This window comes from Amycolatopsis sp. w19 (assembly GCF_051373225.1).
GTDB lineage: Bacteria > Actinomycetota > Actinomycetes > Mycobacteriales > Pseudonocardiaceae > Amycolatopsis > Amycolatopsis japonica.
On record NZ_JBPQFM010000003.1, the window covers coordinates 190,915 to 207,931 of the forward strand.

Here is a 17,017-nt window from a genome sequence, read left to right on the forward strand (position 1 = left end):
GTTACCCCTGCGAGGGTTCGTGGCGGTCGTCACGGGAGTAGGTTTTCGATCGACCTATTCGAGCTTTCCTCAGCGGGGGTAGTGCCATGCCGGTTCCCGGTCCCGGATATTCGATCACCGTCCGGGTGGAGGCCCCCGCGTCGTCCACCGCGGCGGGTGATCTGACGACCGCCGTCGGCCGGGTCGGCGGCGTGTTGACCGCGTTCGACGTCGTCGAGTCGCACCCCGAATCGATCGTCGTCGACATCAGCGCCAACGCCCTGTCGGAGAACCACGCGCAGGACATCACGCAGACCCTGGACTCGTTGCCGGGCGTCCGCGTGCGCAAGGTCTCCGACCGGACGTTCCTGATCCACCTCGGCGGCAAGATCGAGGTCAGCCCCAAGGTCGCGCTCCGCAACCGTGACGACCTCTCCCGCGCGTACACGCCGGGTGTCGCCCGCGTCTGCCAGGCGATCGCCGCGAACCCCGAGGACGCGCGCCGCCTGACCATCAAGCGCAACACCGTCGCCGTGCTCACCGACGGCTCCGCGGTGCTGGGGCTCGGCAACATCGGCCCGGCCGCCGCGCTGCCGGTGATGGAGGGCAAGGCGGCGCTGTTCAAGAAGTTCGCCGACGTCGACGCGTGGCCGGTCTGCCTGGACACCCAGGACACCGAAGAGATCATCATGATCGCGAAGGCGCTCGCGCCGGTGTACGCGGGCATCAACCTCGAGGACATCGCCGCGCCGCGCTGCTTCGAGATCGAGAAGCGCCTGCGTGAGCAGCTCGACATCCCGGTCTTCCACGACGACCAGCACGGCACCGCGATCGTCGTGGTCGCCGCGCTGCGCAACGCCCTTCGTGTGGTCGGCAAGAACATTGAAGACTGCAAGATCGTCGTCAGCGGCGTCGGCGCGGCGGGTTCGGCGATCATCCGCCTGCTGCTGCGCAAGAACCCGGGCGACATCGTGGCCGCCGACATCGACGGCATCGTGCACTCCGCGCGCGGCAACCTCGACGACAACCTGACCTGGATCGCCGGGCACACGAACAAGGAGCAGCAGGCGGGCACGCTGCACGAGGCGCTCGTCGGCGCCGACGTGTTCATCGGGGTCTCCGCGCCGAACCTGTTCGGGGCCGAGCAGGTCGCGACCATGAAATCCGACGCCGTCGTGTTCGCACTGGCCAACCCGGACCCGGAGATCGACCCCCTGGAGGCGCAGAAGCACGCCGCCGTGGTCGCCACCGGCCGCAGCGACTTCCCGAACCAGATCAACAACGTGCTCGCGTTCCCCGGCGTCTTCCGCGGGCTGCTCGACGCGCAGGCGCACCACATCGACGACTCGATGCTCCTCGCGGCCGCCGACGCCATCGCGGACGTCGTGGACAACGGCAAGCTGAACGCTTCGTTCATCGTGCCGAGCGTGTTCGACAACGCCGTCGCCCCCGCGGTCGCCGAAGCCGTGAAGAAGGCGGCGAAGGCTGCGAAGTCTGCTCAGTCCTAGGACGTGGTAGCAAAGGTCCCTTGCTCCATTCGGCGGCGCCGTCATCACTGAGACCGACATCGAGGCCGACTTCAGGGTGACGACTCCGCCGATGGCCCGCTCATAGGCTCGACTCCGACCAGGAAGTCGATCATGACGGGGGTTGGGGATGACTCGCTCTGTCCTGAGCAGGATCGGGACACTCACGGCCGCGGCGGTCACCATGGCGGTACTCGTACCGGCCACGGCGTCCGCCGCGGTTTCGTCTGTCAGCTGGGGGCCGTGTCCGGAGGACGCGGCCGCGCCCGGCGTGCAATGCGCCACCTTGAAGGTCCCGCTCGATTACCGGAACCCGGGCGGGAAGACGATCGACGTCGCCATTTCGAAGCTCGCCAGCGCCAAGCCGGCGAAGCGGCGCGGCATCATGCTCACCAACCCGGGTGGACCCGGCGGTCCCGGGCTGACGATGCCCGCGGGGTTGCGGTCGGCGGGCATGCCGTCGAGCGTGCTCGACGCGTACGACATCATCGGCTTCGATCCGCGCGGGATCGGCCGCAGCACGCCGGTCACCTGCGACCTCAAGCCCGAGCAGCAGGTCAGCAACGTCCCGCCGTACGCGCGCGACGCCGCGGCGGTGGCGGAGCGCGCGAAGTACGTCGAGGGCGTCGCGAAGCAGTGCGGTGACTCGAAGACGGCCGCGAACCTGCCGTACATCACCACGGCCAACACCGCCCGCGACATGGACCGCATCCGGGAGGCCTTGGGCGAGGAGAAGCTCTCGTACTACGGCGTCTCGTACGGCACGTACCTGGGCGCCGTGTATTCGACGCTGTTCCCGCGGCAGACCGATCGCGTCGTGCTCGACAGTGCGACCGGTCCGGGCGGGCTCGACACGACCGGGTCCCGCCGGCTGGCGGAGGGGTTCCAGGACCGCTTCCCGGACTTCGCGAAGTGGGCGGCGGCGCGGCACGCGAGTTACGGGCTCGGCCGCACTCCGCAGCAGGTGACGGCGAAGTTCTACGAACTCGTCGCCAAGCTCGACGGCGGCGCGGTCCCGGGGGTGGACGGCGCGGCCTTCCGGGCAGGCACGTTCGGTTCGCTGTATTCGACCAGCTCCTTCCCGGTGCTGGCCCAGCAGTGGCAGGCGCTCGACACCGAAGGCGTCGTGAAGCAGACCGCTCAGGCTCAGCAGCTCGACGTGGCGCAGCTGCTGTCCGCGCAGCTGCACGTGGTGTGCAACGACGTGAACTGGCCGGAGAAGGTCGCGGCCTACCAGCGCAACGTCGAGAAGGACCGGGTGCGGTACCCGATGTTCGGCGCCGCCGCGGCGAACATCTGGGCGTGCGCCTACTGGCCGTCCGAGCCGATCGAGCCGCAGGTGCGGATCGGCGACCGCGGTCCGTCGAACATCCTGGTCGTGCAGAACCTGCGTGACCCGGCGACCCCGCTGAGCGGGGCCAAGGAGATGCGGCGCGCGCTGGGCGACCGGGCGCGGATGGTGTCGGTCGACGACGGTGGGCACGGGGTCTGGCTGAGCTCGGAGAACGCCTGCGGCAACAACGCCGTCAACCGGTTCCTCGTGGACGGCAAGCGTCCCGCGCACGACACGGCCTGCGCCGCGGACCGGGGCGGGCTCTTCGCCTCGATGACGCCGGAGCAGCGGCAGGAACGGGAGAAGGCCCTCGGCGAGGTTCGCTCGAAGCAGCGGATGTTCTGAACCTTCTGAGGTGAACCCGCGATCGCGATCGGCGTCGGCAGGCGCCGGCCGGTAATCCACCTCACGGTGAGCCGGTAGGGCGCCTGCCACCGCGATAGCGAGGCCTTCGGCCGGGCGGGTTCACGCGTGGGCGCCTCGCCGGACAGACCTCGGCTCCGCCGGCAGGTACTGAGGACTAGCCTGCTGGGCGTGAGTGAACTCAGCCACGTCGACCATACGGGTGCCGCCCGTATGGTCGACGTTTCCGGCAAGACGCCCACCGCCCGCACCGCGCTGGCGGGCGGCACCGTGCACACCACGGCCGAGGTGCTCGGCCTGCTGGCGACGGACGGGCTCCCCAAGGGCGACGCGCTCGCGACCGCGCGGATCGCGGGCATCATGGGCGCGAAGAAGGTGCCCGAGCTGATCCCGCTCTGCCACCAGATCGCGTTGTCCGGGGTGAAGGTCGAGTTCGTCCTCGACGAGACCGCCGTGCACATCACCGCGACCGCGAAGACGAACGACCGGACCGGCGTCGAGATGGAGGCGCTGACCGCCGTCGCCGTCGCCGGGCTGACGCTGCACGACATGATCAAGGCCGTCGATCCGGCGGCGACCCTCGACGACGTCCGCCTGATCCGCAAGGACGGCGGCAAGACCGGGACCTGGGAGCGGCCGTGAACCGGGTCGCGAGGGTGATCGTGGCGTCGAATCGTGCCGCGAAGGGCGTCTACGAGGACACGACCGGCCCGGTCATCACGGACTGGCTCGCTTCGCGGGGCTGGGAAGTGCCCGAGCCCGTCGTCGTCCAGGACGGCGAACCGGTCGGCGAAGCCCTGCGGGACGCCGTCGCGGCCGGGGTCCAGGTGATCGTGACGACCGGTGGCACCGGCATCTCGCCGACGGACCGCACCCCGGACGTCACCCGCGCCGTCCTCGACTACGAACTCCCCGGCGTCGCGGACGCGATCCGCGCCGCCGGACTGCCCAAGGTGCCCACCGCCGTGCTCTCGCGCGGCGTCGCGGGCGTCGCGGGCCGGACCCTCGTGGTGAACCTGCCCGGTTCACGCGGCGGGGTGAAGGACGGCCTGGGCGTACTGGACGGGATCCTCGACCACGCCGTCGACCAGCTGGCGGGCGGCGACCACCCACGGGAGGCACAGCAGTGAGCGTTCGGGTCGCACGGATCGCGGTGGTCGACGAGCCGCTTTCGGTCGAAGAACACGCCCGGCTGGTGGACGACGCGGCCGCGGGCGCCGTCGTCACCTTCGGCGGGGTCGTCCGGGACCACGACGGCGGACGGTCGGTGGAGAGGCTCGCCTACGAAGGGCACCCCAGCGCCGCCGACGTGCTCGCGGAGGTCGTCACGGACCTCTCGGGAAAATGGGAAGGCGTGCGGGCGGTCGCCGTCAGCCACCGGCTGGGCGCGCTGGCCATCGGGGACGTCGCGCTGGCGTGCGCCGTGGCGGCCGAGCACCGGGGCCAGGCCTTCGCCGCCTGCTCGGAGCTGGTCGACGAGGTCAAGGCGCGGCTGCCGGTGTGGAAGCACCAGCACTTCAGCGACGGCAGCGACGAATGGGTCAACTCGCCGTAGGACCTTGGGCACCTGGAGTACTTGGCACCCCCACTCACGTGATCGAAGGCGGAGCACGCGAGTGCGGCCTCCAGTCACGCGAGTCACGTCCCTGATCACGCGAGTCACGCCTTCGCTCACGCCGCGCCCTGTGTTCCCAGTCCGTGAAGCCAAGTACATGAAGGACCCCTTCCTTGCGCCAGGCGCAAGGAAGGGGTCCTTCATGTACTTGGCAATGGGGCGAGCCTTCACGGACCGAACCCGACACCCACCCCGGACACGACAAAGCCCCACCGCCGGGGGAATGGCGCGGTGGGGCCTTGTCAGTCGTGACGTGGCCGCGCGGGGAATCCCGCGGGCATCACGACTTACTCGTGCTCAAGAGCTCACTTGGTGGCGAGCTTCTGGCCGACGACGATGAAGTCGGCGTTCGACACGTAGTCCTTGTTCAGCTGCTGCAGCTTCTGGTAGCCGCCCTGGACGTTGAACTTGGAAGCGATCTTCGACAGCGTGTCGCCGGCCACGACGGTGTAGTCACCCGCCGGGTTCGAGTTGGCGACGTTCGCGGCCGGGGCCGGAGCCTGCTGCTTCTGGACCGGCGCGGTCGACTTCTTCGGGGTCACCTTCTTGGTGGCCTTCGGGGCGCTCGACTTGGCCTTGGCGGGGCTGGCGGAGCCGCCCTTCTTGCCACAGTGCGGCCACGCGCCGATGCCCTGGCCCTGGAGGACCCGCTCGGCGACGGCGATCTGCTGCTCACGCGACGCGTTGTGCGCGCTGCCGGTGCCGCCGTAGGCGCGCCAGGTGCTCTGCGAGAACTGCAGACCACCGTAGTAACCGTTACCGGTGTTGGTGCTCCAGTTGCCGCTGCTCTCGCACTGCGCGATGGCGTCCCAGTTGGTCGCCGACGCGGGGGTCGCGGCGATTGCGAGGGGAGCGCCGACCGCGACACCCGCAATGGCGACGCGGGCGATGTGACGGGTGGCGGCGGACATCTTGCGGTGCTTGCCTCGGTAAGACATGTGAATAGATCTCGCTCCCTGCGCCTACGAGCCGGTGCTGAGGGAAGACCCGCGGGTCCTGGCCGGCCGTTGCGGGCCGGCTGACTTCGCCTGACGCACGACGCGTCGGCTCGGTCCCCTCGTCCCTGTCCGGAAATGCTTTCGCTCGGGGTTGGGTCCGGGAATCCGTTGGACAGGGCTCGGCGCTACGGGTTCCCGGTGTTGCGTGGTCGGTCGGGGCCAACCGAAAAGCGACGGTACGTAACGAACGGCCGCTACGGAAATTATTCGAGCTGTGACCTACATCACAGTAACAGCACGCAACCCATAACGATTCGGCTGTTTATGCAGGTCAGCGGGCCGTTATCTGGCCGTTTCCTGACCGAGATAATTCACGGATCGTGAGGCTTGCATCACGTGGATTAAGGGATGACTGGCCCATTCGTGCGCCTTCGCGCGCGAATGGGCCGCGCACTTTAGCGAGACCTCAAGAAGTTCGCCAGCCCTGGCAGGTCATCCGTATTCAGGTGGTCGACCCCGGCGGCGACCAGCTCTTTCCACAACGCGTCACGGCCGGGCCCGGCGGCGTCCGGCGTGGCCCAGAAGCGCACGCGCTGACCCGCTGCGTGGGCCCGCTTGACCAGATCGTGCAGCTTCACCCGCTCCTCGGCGGGGAAGGGGCCTTCGCCGGTCCAGGTGAACAGCCCCGTCCAGGAGTCCGAGACCAGCGGGGTGACACGGGGGTCCGAGCCGATGCCGAGGTCGTTCTGGTCCTTGATCCGGCCGTCGTAGAAGGCGAGCCGGAACTTCTGCCCGAGCATGACGTCCTTGGGGCGCCCGCCGGAGATCACGGCGGTGACGGCCCGCTTCTTCACGTGTCCGAACGCGTACAGAGAGAAGAGGAAGGAGTAGCGCGGGTCGTACAGCCGCTTCTCGAGCGCCGCGTAGGTGCTGTTCGCGTCGCCCTTGACGTCGATCAGCAGCTGGAACTCCGCGCGTTGCCGATAGACGCCGACGCCGTGGTTGGCCAGCACGCGCTTGCGCAGCGGCTCCAGGTAGAGCGACTCCAGGGTGCGGTCCGGGCGGGTGTCCGCGAGGTCGTGGGCGACCAGCAGTTGCCCGTCCACCAGGTAGATGTCGGCCTCGACGCTGGTGAAGCCCTGATCGAGCGCGTCCTGCAGCGGACGGGTGTGCTCGTAGTCGTTGTGGCTGTGCGCCTGCGGCAGCGGCTTGACGCCGCGTTCGTGGGCGGAGGCCGGTGCGGTCGCGAGGCTCGTGGCGGCGACCGCGGCGAGCAGCGCGGCGAGGATACGGCGGGGAGTGATCACTGGCGCATCCTCGGCTGCTTCGGCGACCGGACGGTGAATTCGAGACGGCGAGCAAGGGACCTTTGCTACCACTTTCGAGGTTCGCGCAGGTCAGCGACGGTGAGCGATACGTCAGCCGCCGGCGAACGGGGGCAGGACGTCCAGTTCGGCCGCGTCGGTGAGCGGCCGCGTGAGATCCCGCACCGCGACGCCGTCCAGTAGATAGGAGACCGCGTCGAGCAGCTTCGGCAGCTTCTCCGGGTGGAGTTCGCGAAGGCGGGCGACGGCGTCGGCGACGCGGGCGCCGTCCGGGAGCGTCACCTTCTCCTCGTCGAGGCCGGCGGCCGCGCGGGCCGACGCGAAGTACCGCACCACGATGGTCACCATGTCAGCCGCCGATCGCGCTCATCGGCCGGATCGGCTGCGCGAACCCGGCCTCGTTGATCTCGTGTCCGGCGAGCTTGCCCCACATGGTCGCCCGCCAGGCGTCCGCCACCTCTTCTTCGCGCGCGCCCGCGCGCACGAGGGCACGCAGATCCGTCTCGTCGTTGCTGAACAGGCACGAGCGCACCGCGCCGTCCGCGGTCAGCCGGGTCCGCTCACAGGCGCCGCAGAACGGCCGGGTCACCGACGCGATGACGCCGACGTCGCCAGGGCCGCCGTCGACCAGCCAGCGCTCGGCGGGCGCCCCGCCTCGCGCGGCGGGGAACGGCGACAGCGAGAACTCCTCGCCGAGCATGCCGAGGATCTCCTCGGCGGTGATCATGTCGCCGCGGTTCCAGCCGTGCTGCGCGTCCAGCGGCATCTGCTCGATGAACCGCAGGTGGTACCCCTCGGCGAGGCAGAACTTCAGCAGCGGTACGGCCTGGTCCTCGTTCAGGCCGCGCATCAGCACCGCGTTGACCTTCACCGGGTCCAGCCCGGCTTCGCGCGCGGCGGCCATCCCGGCGAGCACGTGCGAAAGCCGGTCGCGACGCGTGATCGTCTCGAACAGTGCGCGGTCGACGGTGTCCAGCGAGACGTTGATGCGGTCCAGCCCGGCGTCGGCGAGCGACTTCGCGCGCTTCGCGAGCCCGATCCCGTTGGTGGTCATGGAAAGCCGCGGTCGCGGTTCGAGCGCCGCGACCCGTTCGACGATCTTCTCCAGCCCTTGACGCAGCAGCGGTTCGCCGCCGGTGAGCCGGATGTCGGTGATGCCGAGCCGTTCGACGGCGATCCGCAGCAGGAGCACGAGTTCGTCGTCGGTCAGCACGTCCGCGCTCGGCATCCATTCGAGCCCTTCGGCGGGCATGCAGTAGGTGCAGCGCAGATTGCACTTGTCGGTGAGCGACACCCGCAGGTCGGTCGCCACGCGGCCGAAGGTATCGATCAGAGCGGGATTGTCCGGCCTGGGCACGCTGGGGCGACCACGTGTACCGGGGACACGGGGAAACCCGAGATCGACTGCTGTCATTGACACCAGACTAACCCCGAAGCGGGCGAAAACCGACTGTCTAGAATTCGGAAGGTACCGAATCGGGAGGGTTTCCGGATGGCGAAATATCCGCTCTCGGCGGACGAATTGGCCCGGTTCGCCCATCTCGGCAGGGAAAGCAGCACGCTGACCGTTCTCCGGCACGCGCGCATCGCCGAGCGGATGGGCCTGTCCGCCACCGACCACAAGGTGCTCGAACTCGCCGGGCAGGCGCCGGGACCGTTGACAGCGGGCAGGATCGCGGAGCTGACCGGGCTGTCGACGGGCGCTGTGACCGGCGTCATGGACAGGCTCGAGAAGGCGGGTCTCGCCCGCCGCGTCCGCGACACCGCCGACCGCCGGAAGGTCCTGATAGAGGTCGTTCCCGGCGCCATGGAGCAGTACGCGCCGCTCTTCGAATCCGCGTACACGAACATGAAGTCGGTGCTCGAACAGTTCTCTCCCGACGAGCGGAAAGTGCTGGAGCGATTCCAGAGCGCGTTGCTCGATGGCCTCCGCGACGAACTCCCCGGCACTTCTTCGCGACCATAGCTTTTCCGTATCTGCGGAAGTAATCTGCCAGGCATGCCGCAATTCCGGTTGTCTGAGGCCGCTCGTCTGCTCGGCGTCAGCGACGACACCGTCCGCCGCTGGGTCCGCGCCGGCCAGCTCACCGCGTTCGACGACTCGGCGGGCCGCAAGGTCGTCGACGGCGCCGAGCTCGCCGCGTTCGCCAAGGCGCAGGCCGAACAGCCCGAGGATCCCTCGAACGTCGGTCGTTCCGCGCGCAACCGCTTCGTCGGCCTCGTCACCGAGGTCGTCACGGACAAGGTGATGGCGCAGGTCGAGCTGCAGTGCGGGCCGCATCGAGTGGTCTCCCTGATGAGCGCCGAAGCCGTCCGCGAACTCGGGCTGCGGCCGGGGGTGCTCGCGGTCGCCGTCGTCAAGGCGACCACCGTCGTGATCGAAACCCCGGAAGGAAGCCGATGAGGAGACTCGCCCCCGCCCTGCTCGCGCTGGCATTGGCCGCGACGGCCTGCGGTTCGGATCAGCCAGTGACCGTGACGATCGAGTCGAGGACGCTGACCGTGTTCGCGGCGGCGTCGCTGACCGAGTCGTTCGGGACGCTGGGCAAGCGGTTCGAAGAGCAGAACTCCGGGGTGACCGTGAAGTTCAGCTTCGAGGGCTCCTCGGCGCTGGTGCAGAAACTGACCCAGGGCGCCAAGGCGGACGTGTTCGCCTCCGCCGATCAGGCCAATATGGACAAGGCGGCCAAGGGTGAGGTGCTCGACGGACAGCCGTCGGTGTTCGCCACCAACCGGCTCGCCATCGCGGTCGGGAAGGGCAACCCCAAGGGCATCAAGGGCCTGGCCGACCTCGCGAAGGACGGGCTGACCGTGGTCGTCTGCGCTCCGCAAGTGCCGTGCGGGTCGGCGGCGAAGAAGGTCCAGCAGTCGTCCGGGGTGACGCTCAAGCCCGCCAGTGAGGAGCAGGACGTCAAGTCGGTGCTCGCGAAGGTGCAGTCGGGCGACGCCGACGCCGGGCTCGTTTACGTCACCGATGCGACGTCGGCGGCCGGGAGGGTGGACAAAGTGGACTTCCCCGAGGCCGCGGGCGCGATCAACAACTACCCCATCGCGGTGGTGAAGGACGCTCCGCAAGCCGACCTCGCCAGGCAGTTCAGGTCCTTCGTGCTCAGCGAGGAAGGCAAGAAGGAATTGGCGAAGGTCGGTTTTGGCACGCCGTGACCCCGCGTTTCGTCCTCTGGATGCGGTAGATGCACGCGCAACGACCGCATTCAGAGGACTAAATGCGGGGGTGCCGTGGGTGCTGTGGCCGCCGGCGATCTGCGCGCTGGCGCTGGTGGTGCTGCCGGTCGTCGGCCTGCTGGCGCGTTCGGACCTGACGCGCTTCCCGAGCCTCATCACCTCGACGTCCTCGCTGAACGCGCTCAAACTCTCGCTGCTCACCGCCGGACTGTCCACTGTGGCCTGTGTGCTGCTCGGCGTCCCGCTCGCCGTGGTGCTCGCGCGTTCGGGGGCGCGCGGTGTCCGCGTGCTGCGCGCGGTGGTGCTGCTTCCGCTGGTCCTGCCGCCGGTGGTCGGCGGCCTGGCGCTGCTGTACCTGCTGGGCCGCAAGGGTTTCCTCGGCGTCCTGGTGACCACGCTGACCGGCGAGCAGGTGCCGTTCACCACGGCCGCCGTGGTCATCGCGCAGACGTTCGTGGCGATGCCGTTCCTGGTCGTCAGTCTCGAAGGCGCCCTCCGCGGCGCCGGTGACCGGTACGAACGGGTCGCTTCGACGCTCGGCGCCAAGCCGTGGACGGTGTTCCGCCGGGTCACGCTGCCGCTGCTGCTGCCCGCGCTGGGGTCGGGCATCGTGCTCAGCTTCGCTCGGGCCCTGGGCGAGTTCGGCGCGACGATCACCTTCGCCGGAAGCCTCGAAGGGGTGACCAGGACCCTGCCGCTGGAGGTCTACACCCAGGCCGAGGTCGACGTCGACAGCGCCGTGGCGCTCGCCTTGCTGCTCATCCTGGTCGCCGTCGCGGTGATCGCGCTCGCCCGGCCGCGCGCGCTCGAAGGAGTCCGGTCGTGACCCTTTCGGCCGAGATCGCGCTCCGGCGTGGCGAGTTCACCTTGGACGTCGGCTTCGAAGTCCCCGACGGCGGTGTGCTCGCGCTGCTCGGCCCCAACGGGTCGGGCAAATCCAGTGTGCTCGGCTGCCTCGCCGGTCTGCTCCGGCCGGACCGGGCACGGATCACGCTCGGCGGGCGCGGCCTGGCGGGCCTGCCGCCGCACGCGCGCGGGATCGGCCTGCTCTCCCAGGACGCCCTGCTCTTCCCTCATCTGTCCGCTTTGGACAACGTCGCCTTCGCGCCGCGCTCGACCGGAGCCGGGCGCGCCGAGGCGAAGCGGCGCGCGCGGGAGTGGCTGACCGAAGTGGACGCGCTCGAACTGGCCGACCGACGGCCCGCCCAGCTCTCCGGCGGGCAGGCGCAGCGGGTCGCGATCGCGCGGGCGCTGGCCGCCGAACCAGGGCTTCTGCTGCTCGACGAGCCCTTCGCGGCACTGGACGTCGACGCGGCGCCCGCCATCCGGGGGCTGCTCCGCCGGGTATTGCGTTCCGGGCCGCCGACCGTCCTGGTCACCCACGACCCGCTCGACGCGTTGGCGCTGGCTGACCACGTCGCCGTCCTCGACGGCGGCCGGATCGTCGAACGCGGTGAGACCCGCAAGGTCCTTTCCGCACCGCGCACGGCGTTCACCGCGCGGATCGCCGGGCTGAACCTGGTGCCCGGCGTCGCCGTCGAAGGCGGTTTGCGCACGTCAGGCGGGCAGTTGGCCGGAATCCCGGCCGAGGACGTCGTCGAGGGCGAAGCAGCCGTCGCCGTCTTCGCGCCCAGCGCCGTCGCCGTGTACCTGCGCGACGGCGAGCACCGGGGCAGCCCGCGCAACACCGTCGAGGGAATCGTCGACGCGCTGGAACCACACGGACCGGTGATCCGCGTCCGGGCCCGCGGCGCGGGCTGGGCGGCGGGTCTCGCCGCCGATCTCACCCCGGCCGCGGTCGCCGAACTGGCGCTCGAACCCGGCACACCGGTCAATCTTTCGGTCAAGGCGGCGTCCGTGGCTGTTCACGCCGTCTCGGATCACTAAGCTCGGCGACATGAACGAGCGCCGTTGGACCTACCTCAGCGACATGGATGGCGTGCTGGTGCAGGAGGAGCATCTCGTGCCCGGCGCGGACGAGTTCCTCAAGGAGCTGCGCGCCAACGACATCGGCTTCCTGGTGCTGACCAACAACTCGATCTACACCCCGCGCGACCTGCGGGCGAGGCTCGAGCGGACCGGTCTCGACATCCCCGAGGAGGCCATCTGGACCTCGGCGCTGGCGACCGCGAAGTTCCTCGCGTCGCAGCGGCCGAACGGCTCGGCGTTCGTGATCGGCGAGGCCGGGCTGACCACGGCGCTGCACGAGGTCGGCTACGTGCTGACCGAACGCGACCCGGACTACGTCGTCCTCGGCGAGACGCGGACGTACAGCTTCAGCGCGATAACCCGCGCGATCAGGTTGATCGAAGGCGGCGCGAAGTTCATCGCCACCAACCCGGACGCCACCGGCCCGAGCATGGAGGGCTCGATGCCCGCCACCGGTTCGGTCGCGGCGCTGATCGAGAAGGCGACCGGCCGTTCGCCGTACTACGTCGGCAAGCCGAACCCGCTGATGATGCGGTCCGCGCTGCGGCGGCTCGGCGCGCATTCGGAGTCGACGCTGATGATCGGCGACCGGATGGACACCGACGTCCACTCGGGAATCGAGGCCGGATTGCAGACGATCCTGGTGCTCACCGGCATCTCCACGCGGGAGAGCGCGGAGCACTACCCGTACCGGCCGACCAAGATCATCGACTCGATCGCCGATCTGGTCGGGCGCACCGGCGACCCCTTCGGCGAAGGCTGAGCGACACGACGGCGGGCGGAGGGCTTATCGTCAGACGATGCACGACGATCAGCCCACGTCCCCGACCTATGTGGTCGGTGACGTGCACGGACACCGGGACGAGCTGGCCGAGGCGCTCCGGGAGAAGGGGCTGCTCGACTCCGACGACGACTGGGCCGGCGGCGAAGCGACCCTGTGGTTCCTCGGCGACTTCGTCGACCGGGGGCCCGACGGCGTCGGCGTCATCGACCTGGTGATGCGGCTGGAACGCCAGGCCGCCACGGCGGGCGGGCACTGCGGGACGCTGCTGGGCAACCACGAGATCCTGCTGCTCGGGATGTACCACTTCGGCGACACGGAGGTGCCGTCCGACTTCGGGCCGCGCAGCTTCGCCCGCAGCTGGGAGATCAACGGCGGGCTGCTCGAAGACCAGGACAGGCTCACCCCGCAGCACATCGAATGGCTGACCTCGCGCCCGATGCTGACGCTGGCCGCGGATCACCTGCTGATGCATTCGGACACGCTCGAGTACCTCGGCTGGGGCGAGGACATCGACGGGATCAACGCGCGTGGCCGCGAGATCCTCGAAGGCAGCGACATCGAAGCCTGGTGGGACGTGTGGCGGCGGATGACCACGCGGTACGCCTTCCGCGGCCCGGAGGGCGCCGACGTCGCGCAACAGCTCATGGACCGGCTCGGCGGCGAGCGGATCGTGCACGGGCACAGCGTCATCGCGGACCAGCTGGGGATCCACCCCGCGCAGATCGAGGGACCGTATCTCTACGCGGGCGGGAAGGCGCTGGGGATCGACGGCGGGTTGTTCGTCGGCGGTCCTTGCCTGATCATCCCGCTGCCGTGGGAGCCCGAGGACTGAGCCTGGCGGGTCCGGTTGGGCATCCGTAGTACATGAAGGCCCCCTTCCTTGCGCCAGGCGCAAGGAAGGGGGCCTTCATGTACTACAGGGACGAGCGAAGGGCGGCGGTAGCGTGGTCGGGGCACGTCTTCCGGCGGCTGCCGGGCCCCGCCACCGCCGACGTTGCGAAAGCCACTTTCGCAACCTTCAACGTTGCGAAAGTGGCTTTCGCAACCCCCGGTCAAGCCTCAGGGGAGCTCGACGATCTCCTTGCCCAGCGGCATCAGCGACACCGGGATCATCTTGAAGTTCGCCACGCCCAGCGGGATCCCGATGATCGTGATGCAGAGCGCCACCCCGGTCAGCACATGCCCGATGGCGAGCCAAAGGCCGGCGAAGATGAACCAGATGACGTTGCCGATCGTCGACGCGGCCCCGGAGTCGCGCCGGTCCACCACGGTGCGGCCGAACGGCCAGAGCGCGTACGCCGCGATCCGGAACGACGCCAGCCCGAACGGGATGGTGACGATCAGGATGCAGCAGATGATGCCGGCGACGATGTAGCCGAGTGCCATCCACAGGCCGCACAGCACGAGCCAGATGACGTTGAGGATCAGGCGCATCAGACGTGCAACTCCCCGCTGGCCACGGTGACCGCCTGCCCCGAAAGCAGGACACGGTCGCCTTCGAGACTCATCCGGACGATGCCGCCGCGGGCCGAGGCCTGCTCGCCGACGAGCTTGTCGCGGCCGAGCCGGGCGGCCCAGTACGGCGCGAGGACGCAGTGCGCGGAGCCGGTGACCGGGTCTTCGTCGATGCCGACGCCCGGCGCGAAGAACCGGGTGACGAAGTCGATCCCGTCCACGTCACCCGGTGCGGTGACCATGAGCCGTCCGTTCCAGTGCGCGCGCAGCGCGGCCAGGTCCGGCGCGAGCGCGCGCACCACGGAAGCGTCGTCCACCACCGCGAACAGGTTGTGCTTGCTGCGCCCGACGTACTCGAACTCCAGGCCCGGCAGGATCGACGACAGATCGTCGTCCGACTCGCGGGGCGGATCCGACGGGAAGTCCATCGACACCCAGCCGTCTTCGGCGCGGCAGCGCAACTCGCCGCTTCTCGTCGTGAAGGTCTGCTCGCCGCCGAGGACGTGCGTGGTCGCCAGAGTCGCATGCCCGCACAGGTCGACTTCGGTCTCCGGCGTGAACCAGCGAAGCGACTTCGGCCCTTCGCCACCGACCTCGACGAAGGCCGTCTCGGCGTGCTTCAGCTCGGCGGCGACGGACTGCATCCAGCCCGCGTCGCCCGGAGCGTCCAGAAGCACCACGCCGGCGGAGTTACCGGCGAAGGCTTCGGAGGTGAAGGCATCGACGATGTAGAGGCGCATGTCCTCGACGATATCGGCCGCCGCCGGAGCGGGCCTCCGGGTTTCCCCTGAGGTGGTCTCCACTTGCAGGTGGCCGCCGTCACGCCACGTTCCTAGACTCGACGCGTCGATGCCGCCGAACGCAGGAGTCTCCATGCCCGACGCCCCCGCAGTACCGAGCTACGCATCGGGAATCTCGGACACCCCGCTGCTGGGGGACACCATCGGCGACAACTTCGATCGCACCGTCGCCGCCTTCGGCGACCGGGACGCGCTCGTCGACCGCGCGGCCGGGAAACGCTGGACGTACACCGAACTCGCGGCCGAAGTGGACGCGCTCGCGCTGGGGCTGCTCGACCTCGGGATCGCCAAGGGCGACCGCGTCGGCATCTGGTCGCCGAACCGCTGGGAGTGGACCTGCGTCCAGTACGCCACCGCGAAGATCGGCGCGATCCTGGTCAACATCAACCCGGCGTACCGCTCGCACGAACTCGAATACGTGCTGAACCAGGCCGGCATCAAGCTCATCGTGGCCGCGAATTCGTTCAAGACCTCGGATTACGCGGGCATGATCGCCGAAGCGGGCCCGAAGTGCCCGGCGCTGGAACACGTCGTGCTGCTCGACAGCCCCGCGTGGCCGTCGATGCTGGAGATCGGCCGCAAGGCCGACCGCGAGCCGCTGGTGAAGCGGCAGGCCGAACTCTCCGCGGACGACCCGATCAACATCCAGTACACCTCCGGAACCACCGGATTCCCCAAGGGTGCCACCCTCAGCCACCACAACATCCTCAACAACGGCTACTTCGTCGGCGAACTCTGCAACTACACCGAAGCCGACAAGATCTGCATCCCCGTGCCCTTCTACCACTGCTTCGGCATGGTGATGGGCAATCTCGCGGCGACGAGTCACGGCGCCTGCATGGTCATCCCGGCGCCCGCGTTCGAGCCGAAGGCCACGCTCGAAGCCGTCGCGGCCGAGAAATGCACGTCCCTGTACGGGGTTCCGACGATGTTCATCGCCGAACTGGCCGACCCGGACTTCGCTTCCCACGACCTGTCCTCGCTGCGGACCGGGATCATGGCGGGCTCGCCGTGCCCGGTCGAGGTGATGAAGCAGGTCATCGACCGGCTGGGTATGGCGGAGGTGTCGATCTGCTACGGCATGACCGAGACGTCGCCGGTTTCGACGCAGACCCGCGCGGACGATTCGGTGGAGCGCCGGGTGTCGACGGTCGGCCGGGTCGGGCCGCATCTGGAGGTCAAGGTCGTCGATCCGGAGACCGGGCTGACCGTGCCGCGCGGCGAACCGGGCGAACTCTGCACCCGCGGCTACTCGGTGATGCTGGGTTACTGGGAACAGGCCGACAAGACGGCCGAGGCGATCGACGCGGCGCGGTGGATGCACACCGGCGACCTCGCGATCATGGACGCCGACGGGTACGTCAACATCACCGGCCGCATCAAGGACATGGTCATCCGCGGCGGCGAAAACCTGTACCCGCGCGAGATCGAGGAATTCCTCTACACGCATCCCGACATCCTCGACGCGCAGGTGATCGGTGTCCCGGACGAGAAGTACGGCGAGGAACTCATGGCCTGGGTCCGCATGCGCGAGGGCGCGGAGCCGCTGACGGCCGAAGCGGTGCGGGAGTTCTGCGAGGGCAAGCTGGCGCGCTACAAGATCCCGCGCTACGTCCATGTCGTCGAGGAGTTCCCGATGACGGTGACCGGCAAGGTGCGCAAGGTGGAGATGCGCGCGGAGTCGATCAGCATCCTCGGGCTGGAGAAGGCGGCGTCGACCAAGCACGCCTGACACTTCGAGGCAACCTGTCACACCGTTGTCGCGTGTTCCCTTCGTGGCGGACCCG

General features: G+C 69.2%; 17 protein-coding genes and 1 pseudogene. 12 read left to right on the top strand and 6 right to left on the bottom strand.

From position 1 onward, the window contains the following. The first annotated feature begins 86 nt into the window (after positions 1-86). From ACSMFO_RS08480 to ACSMFO_RS08495, 4 genes and pseudogenes are all read left to right on the top strand, one after another. Positions 87-1,487: an NAD-dependent malic enzyme gene (locus ACSMFO_RS08480; protein ID WP_436457849.1), complete on the top strand. Its 1,401-nt coding sequence runs from the start codon at positions 87-89 to the stop codon at positions 1,485-1,487. A gap of 148 nt (positions 1,488-1,635) precedes the next feature. Then, positions 1,636-3,183, top strand: a complete 1,548-nt coding sequence (locus ACSMFO_RS08485; RefSeq protein ID WP_436457851.1) for an alpha/beta hydrolase — start codon at positions 1,636-1,638, stop codon at positions 3,181-3,183. 189 nt (positions 3,184-3,372) lie between these two features. Further along, complete coding sequence (gene moaC / locus ACSMFO_RS08490) at positions 3,373-3,843, top strand: cyclic pyranopterin monophosphate synthase MoaC (RefSeq protein WP_016337573.1); 471 nt, start codon at positions 3,373-3,375, stop codon at positions 3,841-3,843. Beyond that, positions 3,840-4,756, top strand: a pseudogene (locus tag ACSMFO_RS08495) (molybdenum cofactor biosynthesis protein MoaE). The gene moaC and the pseudogene ACSMFO_RS08495 overlap by 4 nt, the downstream one beginning before the upstream one ends. 365 nt (positions 4,757-5,121) lie before the next feature. Here ACSMFO_RS08495 and ACSMFO_RS08500 read toward each other — a convergent pair. The 4 genes from ACSMFO_RS08500 to moaA all read right to left on the bottom strand — a co-directional run bounded on the left by ACSMFO_RS08500 (position 5,122) and on the right by moaA (position 8,493). After that, a complete protein-coding gene (locus ACSMFO_RS08500; RefSeq protein WP_436457853.1) occupies positions 5,122-5,754 on the bottom strand; it encodes a transglycosylase family protein in 633 nt (210 codons plus the stop codon). Positions 5,755-6,209: 455 nt separating this feature from the next. Next, complete coding sequence (locus ACSMFO_RS08505; RefSeq protein WP_436457854.1) at positions 6,210-7,061, bottom strand: phosphatidylinositol-specific phospholipase C/glycerophosphodiester phosphodiesterase family protein; 852 nt, start codon at positions 7,059-7,061, stop codon at positions 6,210-6,212. A gap of 111 nt (positions 7,062-7,172) precedes the next feature. Beyond that, complete coding sequence (locus tag ACSMFO_RS08510) at positions 7,173-7,427, bottom strand: MoaD/ThiS family protein (RefSeq protein WP_436457856.1); 255 nt, start codon at positions 7,425-7,427, stop codon at positions 7,173-7,175. Between the two features lies 1 nt (position 7,428). Next, on the bottom strand, positions 7,429-8,493 hold the full coding sequence (gene moaA / locus ACSMFO_RS08515; RefSeq protein WP_051972317.1) for a GTP 3',8-cyclase MoaA: 1,065 nt from the start codon (positions 8,491-8,493) through the stop codon (positions 7,429-7,431). Positions 8,494-8,571: 78 nt separating this feature from the next. Between moaA and ACSMFO_RS08520 the strand changes: the two genes are divergently transcribed. The 7 genes from ACSMFO_RS08520 to ACSMFO_RS08550 all read left to right on the top strand — a co-directional run bounded on the left by ACSMFO_RS08520 (position 8,572) and on the right by ACSMFO_RS08550 (position 13,807). Then, positions 8,572-9,045: a MarR family winged helix-turn-helix transcriptional regulator gene (locus tag ACSMFO_RS08520; protein WP_038507866.1), complete on the top strand. Its 474-nt coding sequence runs from the start codon at positions 8,572-8,574 to the stop codon at positions 9,043-9,045. A 33-nt stretch (positions 9,046-9,078) separates the two neighbouring features. After that, positions 9,079-9,483 carry a TOBE domain-containing protein gene (locus ACSMFO_RS08525; protein ID WP_005156143.1) on the top strand — a complete coding sequence of 135 codons (405 nt, stop codon included), beginning with the start codon at positions 9,079-9,081 and terminating at the stop codon, positions 9,481-9,483. Then, positions 9,480-10,241, top strand: a complete 762-nt coding sequence (gene modA / locus ACSMFO_RS08530) for a molybdate ABC transporter substrate-binding protein (RefSeq protein WP_436457858.1) — start codon at positions 9,480-9,482, stop codon at positions 10,239-10,241. Before ACSMFO_RS08525 ends, modA begins: the two co-directional genes overlap by 4 nt. A gap of 70 nt (positions 10,242-10,311) precedes the next feature. Then, positions 10,312-11,088 (top strand): ABC transporter permease, encoded by a 777-nt coding sequence (locus ACSMFO_RS08535; RefSeq protein ID WP_436457859.1) that lies wholly within the window; start codon positions 10,312-10,314, stop codon positions 11,086-11,088. Continuing rightward, a complete protein-coding gene (locus ACSMFO_RS08540; protein WP_436457861.1) occupies positions 11,085-12,149 on the top strand; it encodes a sulfate/molybdate ABC transporter ATP-binding protein in 1,065 nt (354 codons plus the stop codon). Before ACSMFO_RS08535 ends, ACSMFO_RS08540 begins: the two co-directional genes overlap by 4 nt. Positions 12,150-12,159: 10 nt before the next feature. Next, complete coding sequence (locus ACSMFO_RS08545; RefSeq protein ID WP_034308369.1) at positions 12,160-12,954, top strand: HAD-IIA family hydrolase; 795 nt, start codon at positions 12,160-12,162, stop codon at positions 12,952-12,954. A gap of 37 nt (positions 12,955-12,991) precedes the next feature. Further along, on the top strand, positions 12,992-13,807 hold the full coding sequence (locus ACSMFO_RS08550) for a metallophosphoesterase (RefSeq protein WP_240599452.1): 816 nt from the start codon (positions 12,992-12,994) through the stop codon (positions 13,805-13,807). A 227-nt stretch (positions 13,808-14,034) separates the two neighbouring features. Here ACSMFO_RS08550 and ACSMFO_RS08555 read toward each other — a convergent pair whose 3' ends face one another. Both ACSMFO_RS08555 and ACSMFO_RS08560 read right to left on the bottom strand, forming a co-directional pair. After that, on the bottom strand, positions 14,035-14,409 hold the full coding sequence (locus tag ACSMFO_RS08555; RefSeq protein ID WP_016337560.1) for a YccF domain-containing protein: 375 nt from the start codon (positions 14,407-14,409) through the stop codon (positions 14,035-14,037). Further along, positions 14,409-15,170 (bottom strand): PhzF family phenazine biosynthesis protein, encoded by a 762-nt coding sequence (locus tag ACSMFO_RS08560; RefSeq protein WP_436458336.1) that lies wholly within the window; start codon positions 15,168-15,170, stop codon positions 14,409-14,411. Before ACSMFO_RS08560 ends, ACSMFO_RS08555 begins: the two co-directional genes overlap by 1 nt. Before the next feature lie 133 nt (positions 15,171-15,303). Between ACSMFO_RS08560 and ACSMFO_RS08565 the strand changes: the two genes are divergently transcribed. Continuing rightward, a complete protein-coding gene (locus ACSMFO_RS08565; protein WP_436457863.1) occupies positions 15,304-16,962 on the top strand; it encodes an AMP-binding protein in 1,659 nt (552 codons plus the stop codon). Positions 16,963-17,017: the final 55 nt, after the last annotated feature.